The organism is Enterobacter sp. E1, assembly GCF_016809815.1.
In the GTDB taxonomy this organism is placed as follows: Bacteria; Pseudomonadota; Gammaproteobacteria; order Enterobacterales; family Enterobacteriaceae; genus Enterobacter; species Enterobacter adelaidei.
This window is the reverse complement of sequence record NZ_JAFBJM010000004.1, coordinates 395,584-408,037: the sequence shown is the minus strand read 5'-3', so window position 1 is coordinate 408,037 and position 12,454 is coordinate 395,584. Positions and strand designations below refer to the sequence as shown.

The following is a 12,454-nucleotide window of genomic DNA, read 5'->3' as shown; positions in this document are numbered from 1 at the left end:
TTCGCTCACCTGCTAGTCCAGTTCGTTATCGAGATCGTTGTTACCAGCAGCCTGCACTGGGGCACCCGCAACGCGGTTGTATTTCGGGCTCAGCTGGATGTAGAGAATCGCCATCACTGCACCAATTACACCCAGCGCAACCAGGTTGAAGTTGGTGAAGGCAGCGGTCACGAAGCCGAGGTAGAAGAACGGCATCAGGTAGCCTGCGCGCATCATGTTGATGACCATTGCGTAACCGACTACCACGATCATACCGCCCGCGATGTTCAGGCCGCCGGTGACCACTTCTGGAATGGCGTTCAGCATGCTCTGCACTTCACTGGTACCGACAGAAATCGCGACGATGACCGCCGGAATAGCGATACGCATCGCCTGCAGGAACAGCGATGAAACGTGGATCCAGGACAGCGCCGTGAGGTTGCCATTTTCGGCCGCCTTATCCGCTGCGTGCTGGAAAGCAACCGTGATGGTACGAACGATGATGGTCAGTACCTGGCCTGCTGCTGCCAGCGGGATCGCCAGGGCGATACCTGCACCAATACTCTGGTGACCGGCAATAACCAGAACGGTAGAAATGATGGAAGCCAACGCGGCATCAGGCGCAACCGCCGCACCGATGTTCATCCAGCCCAGGGCGATCATTTCAAGGGTACCACCGATGATGATACCGGTTTTCATGTCACCCAGAACGGCACCAATCAGCGTACAGGCCACCAGAGGACGGTGGAACTGAAATTCATCAAGTACGGATTCCATACCCGCAATACATGCGACGATGAACACCAGCACAATCTGAAGAGTGGTAATCTCCATTGCACTTCTCCTATTACATAAGCGTTATGTGAAAACCGGCGCGGGCTTATTTCCCAACTTTACCGATCAAATCCATCATTTTCAGTTTCTGATCCGTGGAAACCTTACGGGCTTCCAGCTCAATACCGCGGGCATTCAGTTTGTTAAATGCCTCGATATCTTTCGCATCAACCGAAATGGCGTTGTTGACCTGCGTTTTGCCCTGACGGAATGCCATACCCCCGATGTTCACGGAGGTGATTTTCACGCCGCCTTCAACAATGCGCTCAACGTCTGTCGGGTTAGTGAACAGTAGCATCACGCGTTCACCCGCATATTTCGGGTTGTTATAAACGCGGATCATCTTGGCGACATCCACCACGTGCGCGGTAACGCCAGGAGGAGCAACCTGAGTCAGAAGGGTTTTACGTACAGTATCGGCGGCAACCTCATCACTGACGACGATAATGCGTCGGACGTTGGTCTCTTTGGTCCAGCGCGTAGCGACCTGACCGTGGATTAAGCGGTCATCAATACGTGCAAGGCCAATAACCATGTAATCGTTCGGGCCCATCGGTTTTGCCGGTGCAGCAGCTTTTGGCGCTGCGACAGCCGGTGCGGGTTTCTCGACCGGTTGTGCTTTCAGCGCTTTCACGCCTTCGCGGCCGGTTTCCACAGCGAGTGCAACCAACTCATCGAAAGAGGGATTGTCGTCGCGCGCCATGAAGGTTTCCACCAGCATCGGGATATTCACCCCGGCGACAACTTCGTAGTGCTCTTTATCGACGACAATGCGGCTGGCAGCATTGAACGGACTGCCTCCCCATGTATCAACGAGAAACAGCACGCCTTTGCTGGTATCCAGCTTCGCGAGTTGGGCGTTGTACTTCTCAATCAGCGTCTCGGCATTTTCACCGGGAACGAAATCGATCCAGCCGACGTTTTCCTGCTCGCCCAACAGCATCTCTGCTGTTTTGAGTAGCTGCTCAGCAGCCCAACCATGTGTGCCTATGACAATAGCAATGGTCACTTGCTACCTCCTTTTATTATCATTAATACGCCTGCCAGGCAGTCGTACTGAGAATCGTATTGGCGAACCGAATCGATTCAGATAAGGGTTAGAGTTCAAAAAACTAAGACTTCCGCGAATTATTTTAGATAGTGAAAAAATAATTTATGTGATGAAGATCCGTAATTTAGCTTTCGCAATCGAGAAATTACTCGTCAAGAATTAAGTCTTATCGAATTTTTGCAAAGGAACGTAAATCTTTGCTAAACAGATATTGTCTCTGATATGTTTAGCCTCCGTTTAATTGTTCAGGAGTATAGGGCTACAGCCCACTATATGGACCGTCACCGACGTCAGACATCTACCAGGCCATTTCGCGCCTATTTCACCGGCGATCCTCGCCACGTATCGACTCTGTTTGCCTCTGTTTTGCCCACATTGAGTGGGGCACCGTTTCGTCATTCCTTTAGCAGGAGCTTGTCATGGAATTCTTAATGGACCCGTCAATCTGGGTGGGATTGCTCACGCTGGTGGTGCTGGAGATTGTTCTCGGCATTGATAACCTGGTGTTTATCGCCATCCTTGCGGACAAACTGCCGCCAAAACAACGTGATAAAGCGCGTCTGATTGGTCTGTCGCTGGCGCTGGTCATGCGCCTGGCATTGCTGTCCGTCATCTCGTGGATGGTGACGCTGACAAAACCGCTCTTTTCCGTCATGGATTTCACCTTCTCCGGCCGTGATTTGATCATGCTATTGGGGGGGATATTCCTGCTGTTTAAAGCGACGACAGAGCTGCATGAGCGGCTGGAAAACCGTCAGCACGATGATGGACACGGTAAAGGCTATGCCAGCTTCTGGGTTGTCGTGATGCAGATCGTGGTGCTTGATGCGGTCTTCTCGCTGGATGCGGTGATCACGGCCGTCGGTATGGTGAACCATCTCCCGGTGATGATGGCGGCTGTTGTTATTGCGATGGCGGTTATGCTACTGGCCTCGAAACCGCTGACGCGTTTCGTGAATCAGCATCCGACGGTAGTGGTACTGTGTCTGAGCTTCCTGCTGATGATTGGTCTGAGCCTGGTGGCGGAAGGCTTCGGTTTCCATATTCCGAAAGGCTACCTGTACGCAGCCATTGGCTTCTCAATTCTGATTGAGCTGTTTAACCAGATTGCACGCCGTAACTTTATTAAACAGCAGTCGAATCAGCCGCTTCGCGCCCGTACTGCAGACGCCATTCTGCGTCTGATGGGGGGGCGTCGACAGGTCAACGTCCAGTCTGACTCCGAAAACCGTCATCCGGTTCCGGTCCCAGAAGGGGCGTTTGTGGAAGAAGAGCGCTACATGATTAACGGCGTACTCTCCCTGGCCTCGCGTTCACTGCGCGGGATCATGACCCCGCGCGGTGAAATCAGCTGGGTTGATGCCAACCTGAGCGTGGATGAAATTCGTCGGCAGTTGCTCTCGTCACCACACAGCCTGTTCCCGGTTTGCCGTGGTGAGCTGGATGAGATCATCGGTGTCGTCCGTGCGAAAGAGATGCTGGTGGCTCTGGAAGAGGGTGTCAACGTCGAAGCCATCGCCGCTGCTTCACCTGCGATTGTGGTGCCGGAAACGTTAGATCCAATCAACCTGCTGGGCGTGCTACGCCGTGCTCGCGGTAGCTTTGTGATCGTCACTAACGAATTTGGCGTAGTACAGGGGCTGGTGACGCCGCTGGACGTTCTTGAAGCGATCGCCGGTGAGTTCCCGGATGCAGACGAAACACCTGAGATCGTGGCTGACGGTGAAGGCTGGCTGGTTAAAGGTACAACCGATCTGCATGCGCTCTCACACACCCTGGGGCTGGAAAACGTGGTCAATGATGAAGAGGACATTGCCACCGTGGCGGGTCTGGTCATCGCGGTTAACGGGCAAATCCCACGAGTGGGGGATGTTATCGAACTGCCGCCGTTGCACATTTCCATCGTTGAAGCCAACGACTATCGCGTTGATATGGTTCGTATTGTTAAAGAACACTCTGTCCACGATGAAGATGAGTAAGTCTGCTTAACGTAACGGCATTAAAGGCACGATGTGTCCGTTATGGTGTGCTGGCGGGGGGGCGCTTCCCGCCAGCCATTGCGGAAAATCTCGCAGTGGCATAGGCCGCGCATAGAAAAACCCCTGCAGGACAGGTACCCCATGACGGCGTAAATACCGCGCCTGCTCCTCTGTCTCGACTCCTTCAGCAACCAGTTCGATATTCAGCCGCTGACCCAGAGCAATAATGATATCTGTCACCGTTGAATTTACTGCATCAGTTCCAATTGCAGTGGTAAACGACTGATCAATTTTCAGAACGTCCGGGTGCAGTTTTTCAAGCCAGGAGAGGGAACTGTTCCCGGTGCCAAAATCGTCGATAGCGAGTTTCACCCCCTTACGATGGAGCTCACGCACAGTGCGATAATCCGCATCCAGCAACGCATCTCGTTCCGTTAATTCAATCACCAGTTGCTGGCGCGGGTGTGCGCTGAACCAGAAGTGGTTCAGATCCTGTATCAACACAGCGCGACGGAAATGGCTGGCGGCGACGTTAATCCCAATGTGGAAACCTGCGCTGGAAGGAAAGTAACCTATCTGGCGCACCGTTTCGGCGATGACGTAACGGGTCAGGGGAACAATCAGGTTGTGTTCTTCTGCCAGAGGAATAAACACTTCCGGGGAGATCCACCCCTGACGGGGATTATTCCAGCGCAGCAGGATCTCAACACCAGAGCACTCCTGAGTACGGGCATTCACCAGCGGCTGACAGAAAAGCTCAAATTCCCGCGCCGCAATCCCCATATCAATCTCCCATGTGAAGCTCATCCGGTTTGCCGTAGCGAGCCAGGCGAGATATCCCAGCAACAGGCTCAGCATTAACCCCAGCGGCAGTTGGGCTGGCAGGCTCTTTAAGGCGAGTTGTCCAGGACCCGGCCCGCTTACTGTAATGGAGAAAGGATTACGGATTGATGACTGCTGGAAAATAGCGCCATCTTCATCAAATGTCAGGCTATCAGTGACGCGTTGACCATAACGCAGGAAGCGATCGCCCACGGTCAGCGCCACGTCATCGATCAGCGGGCGCTGGGGTTCCAGTATCATTTTGGTGATCAGATCAATATTGATGATTTCAATAACGCCATCTTCACCGTCACCGGAAACAGGGTACCACTGGATCAAAATCGGACTGCCCTTAAGCAGCCACTGGTCGGTCGATAAAATCAACTTCGTCGTATTGGCGGGTAATTCTTTCAGGAAATCACGAACCGGCACATCGCGGCTACCGAAAATACTGGAGCAATAGAGAATACCGTCTTTAATCAGGGCAATGGAGCGCACGGTCTGCAAAATGGCTGCCTGCTTTCGCAGAGCAAGGTGCACCTGAGGGCAGGGTTGACCCACGAGGGACTGCAGCACCTTGCGACGGTTTTCTAATGAAAGCAGTATGTTATCAAGGGAGCGAACGGTATGGCTGGTAAAATCGAGGATCCGCTGTTGGTTGACGTTCCGCTGCGAAATAAAGCGAATACCTAATGTCAGGATGAGCGTGAGGAGCGCGACCGTCACACAGACGATAACGCGTTTTCGGCGATAGTTTTTAATGATCGTTTGTGCTGTTTGCATGAACGGGCGCCTGATAAGCCACCAGCCACAAAAGCCGGACGCAACAGTACAAAGTGTAGTGGTGAAAGCAGAAGGAGACGAGAAACAGGAGGGAAATTCGCCCATCCGTTGCAGATGGGCGAAAGAGAGTATTAGTCGCACTGCACCTTAATAGCCAGGCCACCACGGGACGTTTCACGGTATTTCGCGTTCATGTCTTTGCCCGTTTCGTACATGGTTTCAATCACCTTATCCAGCGATACGCGAGGTTCGCTGGTACGGCGCATCGCCATGCGCGAGGCGTTGATGGCTTTCACTGAGGCAATCGCGTTACGCTCGATGCACGGTACCTGCACCTGGCCCGCGACCGGGTCACAGGTCAGACCGAGGTTATGCTCCATACCGATTTCAGCCGCCACACAGACCTGCTCAGGGCTTGCTCCCAACAGCTCTGCCAGACCGGCTGCCGCCATCGAACAGGCCACACCCACTTCACCCTGACAGCCCACTTCCGCACCAGAAATCGAGGCGTTCATTTTGTACAGCGCACCGATGGCACCCGCCGCCAGGAAATAACGGATGTAGATGTCCGGGGTCACGGGTTCAATAAAGTGATCGTAGTAGGCCAGCACCGCCGGAACGATGCCGCACGCGCCGTTGGTTGGCGCAGTCACGACGCGACCCCCTGCGGCGTTTTCTTCGTTAACCGCCAGGGCAAACATGTTTACCCAGTCGACCACGTTCATCGGGTCGTTGGAGAACTTGTCCGTGGTCACCAGCATACGGCGCAGGGCGGAGGCACGACGCGGTACGCGGAGCGGACCCGGCAGAACGCCTTCGGTGTTCATCCCGCGATCGATACAGGCGCGCATGGTTTGCCACACGTTCGCAAAATAGTCTTCAATCTCTTTTTTGCTGTGCAGTGCCAGTTCGTTCTGCATCACCATACCGGACAGTGAAAGACCGGTCTCTTTGCAGTAACCCAGCATTTCGGTAGCCGATTTGAACGGGTACGGTACGTTGACGTCGCCGACGCTGTCTTTACCAAAATGCTCTTCATCGACGATAAAGCCACCGCCGATGGAGTAGTAGGTTTTGCTGTAAATCTCTTTTTCACCGCTATAAGCATGAATGGTCATGCCGTTTTCATGCAGCGGCAGGTTGTCGCTACGAAAACGCATGCCATCATCCTGCGGGAAATCGACTTCCTGCTGGCCGTTTGCCAGCAGCAGGCGGCCACGTGTTTCCACGTCGCGAATGAATGCCGGGATGGCATCAATATCAACGGTATCTGGCATATTGCCTGCCAGACCCATAATAATGGCGATATCGGTGTGGTGGCCTTTACCCGTTAATGACAGTGAGCCGTAAACATCCACGGCGACACGGGTAACGCTTTCCAGTAATCCTTTTTCGACCAGATCATCGACGAACTGTTTACCGGCCTTCATCGGGCCAACAGTATGGGAAGACGAAGGGCCAATTCCCACTTTGAACATGTCGAATATACTAATCACTTTCACACTCCTGACAGGGTTACCGGGGTTCCAGTAACGATGTTATAACTGCGCATAGTGTAAGAGGGAACCCCGACCTCGGCTTAACTATTCACATGAATTAAACTAATGGTTAACGATGGGTTTTGCTAATAGCGCGACGCAGATCGCAAACCTGGCAGAAGAGGGTGGAATGTAAAGTATAGTCAAGGCTTCAGGCCGATTTGCAACGCCAGCTCACGAATAATCCCCGCCGTCATGCCCCAGACAAAATAATGCTGATACCAGGACAACCAGACCCGATGGTCATGTCCGCGACGCTGAATATCCAGCGGGTGATAACGACTCAGTCGAAGGGCTTCATCCAGCGGCATTTCAAACACCGCGGAAACTTCATCAACGCTGGCGTGATACTGCAGGCCCGGCGGGATAATGCCAACCACTGGCGTGACCTGAAACCCGGTGACACTGTCGACGGGCGGCAGCACGCCGATAACCTCCACCGCCTCTGGCGGAATGGCAACCTCTTCCTGCGCCTCCCGCAGCGCGGCGGCAATCAGCGAGGCGTCGGAACTGTCGACTGCGCCTCCTGGAAAGGCGACCTGACCCGCGTGCTTACGTAAATGGGGAGAACGCTGGGTGAGCAGCAGGCCCGGCTGCGCGCGACGCACGACCGGGATCAGTACGGCTGCCTGACGCTGATTAAGCGCTTCGCGGTTGACCTGCGGTCGTAATAGCTGAAAACGTGATAAAAAGTCATCCAGCGTCAGGTTCTCTTTTTCCACCCGTGATTACTCCAGTTGTTTCAGGATACGGTTAACTTTATCAAAGGTTTCCTGATATTCCGCATCGACCTGGCTATCAGCAACAATGCCGCCTCCGGCCGAACAGTAAAGATTTCCGTTGCAGGCCGTCAGCGTGCGGATCGTGATGCTGGTATCCAGCGTGCCACAGAGGCTGATATAGCCAATGCTACCGCACCAGGCGTTGCGGCGGTGCGGTTCCAGTTCGTCGATGATTTCCATGGCGCGAATTTTTGGCGCACCTGTGATGGATCCGCCAGGAAACGCGGCGCGGAGCAGATCGCAAGCGGTGCGAGAAGTGGGCAGACGCGCGGTAATGGTACTGACCAGATGATGCACCGCCGGGAAAGGTTCGACGACAAACAGTTCCGGCACGCGTACGCTGCCCGGAACGGCCACCCGGCCTATATCGTTACGCATGAGATCAACAATCATCAGGTTTTCGGCGCGGTCCTTCGGTGAGGTGGCCAGTTTTTCGGCCTGCTGACGATCGGCGTCGGGATCGGTAAGACGCGGCAATGTGCCTTTAATCGGACGGGTTTGGATCGTACCCTCTGCCAGATGAATAAAGCGCTCAGGCGACAAGCTGAGTATTGCCCCCTGTTTCAGGCGAATAAACGCGCTGAACGGTGCCCGGTTAGTGGCATTGAGTCGGGTAAATGCCTGCCATTCATCGCCTTCATAAGTCGCCTGGAAACGCTGGGCAAGGTTAACCTGGTAGCAGTCACCGCTTTGCAGATACGCCTGAACGCGCGAGAATTTTTCGGCATAATCCGCGGCGCTCATATTCGAGCGCCAGTCGGAGGTCAGCATGAACGTCTCTGCGGGTGCAGCCTGTTGCGCCTCTAGCCAGTCCAGACGCGCCTGCACGTCACGATGGCTCAGCAGGGAAACCGTTTTTTTCTGGTGATCAACAATTAACGCCCAGTCATACAGCCCCACGGCCATGTCTGGCAGGGAAATATCAGCCTGCGCATGTTCAGGTAGCGTTTCGAAACGACGACCCAGATCGTAGCCAAACAGGCCCAGCGCGCCACCCTGAAAAGGGAGGTCCGGGTTGGGGGTGGCAGATAAGCCCAGCGCGTCAATTTCTTGCTGAAGCAGCATCAGCGGATCGTCGGTTAACGACATGTCATCGGTTGTCAGCGTCTTGACGGGATCGGCGACCAGAATATCGAAGCGGCTGTACGGGTGGTCCGCATAGCCGGAGTGCAGCAGCATCGCAAACGGAAGATGGCTCAAACGAGCAAACCAGAATTCAGCGGCGTCCGTTCGCCAGGGCAGGGTAATAACAGTGGGGAAGCGCATGTTCATGTGTGGCATACTACCGGGCAGCGTGAAATAATTAGCGCCAATAATTTAGCAGGAGTTGACGATGTTTGCAGGTTTACCTTCTCTGAGCCATGAACAGCAGCAGAAAGCGGTTGAGCGAATTCAGGAACTGATGTCCCAGGGGATGAGCAGCGGGCAGGCGATTGCCCAGGTGGCGGAGGAACTGCGCGCCACCCATACCGGCGAGCGGATCGTGGCGCGTTTTGAGGATGAAGATGAAGAATAACCGGCTTACACTGCCGCGATAATCTTAATCTCAACCTTGTATTCCGGTTTCATCAGCGTGGCCTGTACGGTGCAGCGTACAGGCGCGTGACCCGCCACAACCCACGCATCCCAGGCTTTGTTCATCGCCGCAAAATCGTCTTTGTTTGCCAGGAAAATGGTCGCATCCAGAATGCGGGATTTGTCACTGCCCTGTTTTTCCAGCACCGCGTCAATCTGCGCCAGGGTATTTGCCGTCTGCTCGAATGCATCTGCGTCCAGGTTAGCCGGTACGCCGGTGTAGTAGAGCGTCTGGTTATGGATCACCACATCAGACCAGCGGGCTTCGGCATCAATGCGCACAATTGTCATAAACGTTTCCTCGTTATTTTTCGTCATCAGGCGGCAAGACTGCCATATTGTTCCGCTGTCGTCACTATTTGGGGTGGCACTGGAGAGAAGGGGCTGACATAATCCCTGTGCAAAAATACAGTGAGAGAACAACGTGGCAGACGATTTTTCCCCTGAAGGTCAATTAGCACAGGCCATCCCTGGTTTCAAACCGCGTGAACCACAGCGGCAGATGGCGCACGCCGTTGCACGCGCCATCGACAAGGCGCAACCGCTGGTGGTGGAAGCCGGAACCGGCACGGGGAAAACCTACGCGTATCTCGCTCCGGCGCTGCGCGCGAAAAAGAAGGTAATTATTTCCACCGGGTCGAAAGCGCTGCAGGATCAGCTCTACAGCCGCGATTTACCCACCGTGGCAAAGGCGTTGAAATACAAAGGTCGTCTGGCCTTGCTGAAGGGGCGCTCCAACTATCTCTGTCTGGAACGTCTTGAGCAGCAGGCGCTGGCGGGCGGCGATCTGCCGGTGCAAACCCTGAGTGACGTTATTATTCTTCGCGCCTGGGCGAACCAGACCGAAGAAGGGGATATCAGCACCTGCGCGAGCGTGCCTGAAGACTCTCCTGCCTGGCCACTGGTGACCAGTACTAACGATAACTGTCTTGGCAGCGACTGCCCGCTGTATAAAGACTGCTTTGTGGTGAAAGCGCGCAAAACGGCGATGGATGCCGACGTGGTGGTGGTTAACCACCATCTGTTTCTCGCCGATATGGTGGTTAAAGACAGCGGTTTCGGCGAGCTGATCCCCGAGGCGGACGTCATGATCTTCGATGAAGCCCACCAGTTACCGGATATCGCCAGCCAGTATTTCGGTCAGTCGCTCTCCAGCCGTCAGCTACTGGATCTGGCCAAAGATTTCACCATTGCTTACCGTACTGAATTAAAAGATACCCAGCAGCTACAGAAATGTGCCGACCGTCTGGCGCAAAGCGCGCAGGATTTTCGCTTACAGCTAGGCGAGCCGGGCTATCGTGGCAACCTGCGTGAATTGCTGGCTGACAAAAATATCCAGCGCGCACTGCTGCTGCTGGATGATGCCCTTGAGCTCTGTTACGACGTGGCAAAACTGTCCCTTGGCCGCTCCGCGCTGCTGGATGCCGCCTTCGAGCGCGCCACGCTCTATCGCGGGCGGCTCAAACGGCTGAAAGAGATTAACCAGCCGGGGTTCAGCTACTGGTATGAGTGTACCTCGCGGCATTTCACGCTAGCGCTCACGCCGCTTACCGTAGCGGATAAATTCAAAGAGGTGATGGCGCAAAAGCCGGGAAGCTGGATCTTCACCTCGGCGACGCTTTCGGTGAATGACGATTTGCATCACTTTACCGAGCGTCTGGGTATCGAGCAGGCGGAGTCGCTGCTGCTGCCAAGCCCGTTCGATTACGAAAAACAGGCGCTGCTCTGTGTGCCGCGCAATTTGCCATTACCGAATCAGCCCGGTGCCGCACGCCACCTGGCGGCGATGTTAAAACCGATGATTGAGGCCAACAATGGCCGCTGCTTTATGCTCTGCACTTCTCACGCCATGATGCGTGACCTGGCTGAGCAGTTCCGCACCACCATGACCTTGCCAGTGCTGTTACAGGGTGAAACCAGCAAAGGACAGTTACTGCAGCAGTTTGTCAGCGCTGGTAATGCCCTCCTTGTGGCCACCAGCAGCTTCTGGGAAGGGGTAGATGTGCGCGGGGACACGCTCTCGCTGGTGATTATTGATAAACTGCCGTTTACCTCTCCGGACGATCCGCTGCTGAAAGCGCGCATGGAAGATTGCCGCCTGCGCGGAGGCGATCCGTTTGATGAAGTCCAGCTGCCGGATGCGGTTATCACCCTTAAGCAAGGGGTAGGGCGATTGATCCGCGACGTGACCGACCGCGGTGTGCTGGTCATTTGCGATAACCGGCTGGTGATGCGCCCGTATGGTGCCACTTTCCTTGCAAGCCTGCCGCCCGCGCCACGTACGCGGGACATAAAACGCGCGGTGCGTTTCCTCGCAAACCCAACGGCGGAGTAATTTGCCCCGGAGTGTGCTAAGATGCGCGCCATTTTGTGACTGACCCTTGCGAGAGCGCGACAACTGATGCGAATTCTGGCTATTGATACCGCTACAGAGGCCTGTTCCGTTGCCCTGTGGAACGACGGTACTATCTCTGCCCATTTCGAAGAGTGCCCACGGGAACACACCCAACGCATTCTGCCCCTGGTAAAAGCGATTTTAACCCAGGGCAACACCTCCTTAACCGACCTCGATGCGCTGGCCTTTGGCCGTGGCCCTGGCAGCTTTACGGGCGTACGTATCGGGATTGGCATTGCACAGGGGCTGGCGTTGGGCGCTGCGCTGCCGATGATCGGCGTCTCTACTCTCGCCACCATGGCGCAGGGTGCATGGCGCATGACCGGAGCAACGCGCGTGCTGGCCGCGATTGATGCCCGCATGGGTGAAGTCTACTGGGCCGAATATACGCGCGATGAAAACGGCGTTTGGCACGGTGAAGAGACGGAAGCCGTGCTTAAGCCGGAAGCGGTCACCGAAAGACTGCAACAGTTGTCCGGTGAATGGGCGACCGTTGGCACCGGCTGGCCTGCGTGGCCGGAGATGACGAGCGGCACCGGGGTGACGCTGGTAGACGGCAACATACTGCTGCCGGCTGCGGAAGATATGCTTCCGATTGCCTGCCAGCTACTCGCAGAAGGAAAAACCGTTGCCGTTGAACACGCGGAGCCGGTTTATTTGCGAAACACCGTCGCGTGGAAGAAACTTCCGGGCCGCGAGTGAATCTCAGTAACAGG

At 55.0% G+C, this 12,454-nt stretch carries 11 protein-coding genes; 4 read left to right on the top strand and 7 right to left on the bottom strand.

Features of this window, described 5'->3' with window-relative positions; all coding sequences use genetic code 11:
• Window positions 1-12 precede the first annotated feature (12 nt).
• Window positions 13-813, bottom strand: a complete 801-nt coding sequence (gene manY, locus JGF26_RS13705) for a PTS mannose transporter subunit IIC (protein ID WP_134708066.1) — start codon at window positions 811-813, stop codon at window positions 13-15.
• Between the two features lie 46 nt (window positions 814-859).
• Window positions 860-1,822 carry a PTS mannose transporter subunit IIAB gene (gene manX / locus JGF26_RS13700; protein WP_028018670.1) on the bottom strand — a complete coding sequence of 321 codons (963 nt, stop codon included), beginning with the start codon at window positions 1,820-1,822 and terminating at the stop codon, window positions 860-862.
• A 461-nt stretch (window positions 1,823-2,283) separates the two neighbouring features.
• Between manX and yoaE the strand changes: the two genes are divergently transcribed.
• Complete coding sequence (gene yoaE, locus JGF26_RS13695) at window positions 2,284-3,843, top strand: CNNM family cation transport protein YoaE (protein ID WP_028018671.1); 1,560 nt, start codon at window positions 2,284-2,286, stop codon at window positions 3,841-3,843.
• A 6-nt stretch (window positions 3,844-3,849) separates the two neighbouring features.
• On the opposite strand, the gene JGF26_RS13690 is transcribed toward yoaE, so the two are convergent.
• The 4 genes from JGF26_RS13690 to pabB all read right to left on the bottom strand — a co-directional run bounded on the left by JGF26_RS13690 (window position 3,850) and on the right by pabB (window position 9,040).
• Entirely contained in the window at window positions 3,850-5,448 is a 1,599-nt protein-coding gene (locus tag JGF26_RS13690; RefSeq protein WP_134708067.1) for a cyclic diguanylate phosphodiesterase, read from the bottom strand.
• Between the two features lie 131 nt (window positions 5,449-5,579).
• Window positions 5,580-6,944: an L-serine ammonia-lyase gene (gene sdaA, locus JGF26_RS13685; protein ID WP_023336071.1), complete on the bottom strand. Its 1,365-nt coding sequence runs from the start codon at window positions 6,942-6,944 to the stop codon at window positions 5,580-5,582.
• A gap of 185 nt (window positions 6,945-7,129) precedes the next feature.
• Window positions 7,130-7,708 carry a CoA pyrophosphatase gene (locus tag JGF26_RS13680; protein ID WP_047652298.1) on the bottom strand — a complete coding sequence of 193 codons (579 nt, stop codon included), beginning with the start codon at window positions 7,706-7,708 and terminating at the stop codon, window positions 7,130-7,132.
• A gap of 6 nt (window positions 7,709-7,714) precedes the next feature.
• On the bottom strand, window positions 7,715-9,040 hold the full coding sequence (pabB, locus tag JGF26_RS13675; RefSeq protein WP_134708208.1) for an aminodeoxychorismate synthase component 1: 1,326 nt from the start codon (window positions 9,038-9,040) through the stop codon (window positions 7,715-7,717).
• A 61-nt stretch (window positions 9,041-9,101) separates the two neighbouring features.
• Here pabB and JGF26_RS13670 point away from each other — a divergent pair, with 61 nt between their 5' ends.
• Window positions 9,102-9,284 (top strand): YoaH family protein, encoded by a 183-nt coding sequence (locus JGF26_RS13670; protein WP_010432696.1) that lies wholly within the window; start codon window positions 9,102-9,104, stop codon window positions 9,282-9,284.
• A 5-nt stretch (window positions 9,285-9,289) separates the two neighbouring features.
• Here the strand turns inward: JGF26_RS13670 and JGF26_RS13665 are convergent, their stop codons facing one another.
• Window positions 9,290-9,634: a RidA family protein gene (locus JGF26_RS13665; RefSeq protein WP_008500498.1), complete on the bottom strand. Its 345-nt coding sequence runs from the start codon at window positions 9,632-9,634 to the stop codon at window positions 9,290-9,292.
• Between the two features lie 133 nt (window positions 9,635-9,767).
• Here JGF26_RS13665 and JGF26_RS13660 point away from each other — a divergent pair, with 133 nt between their 5' ends.
• Together JGF26_RS13660 and tsaB are read left to right on the top strand one after the other, a co-directional pair.
• Complete coding sequence (locus JGF26_RS13660) at window positions 9,768-11,678, top strand: ATP-dependent DNA helicase (RefSeq protein WP_134708068.1); 1,911 nt, start codon at window positions 9,768-9,770, stop codon at window positions 11,676-11,678.
• Between the two features lie 66 nt (window positions 11,679-11,744).
• On the top strand, window positions 11,745-12,440 hold the full coding sequence (tsaB, locus tag JGF26_RS13655; RefSeq protein WP_134708069.1) for a tRNA (adenosine(37)-N6)-threonylcarbamoyltransferase complex dimerization subunit type 1 TsaB: 696 nt from the start codon (window positions 11,745-11,747) through the stop codon (window positions 12,438-12,440).
• Window positions 12,441-12,454: the final 14 nt, after the last annotated feature.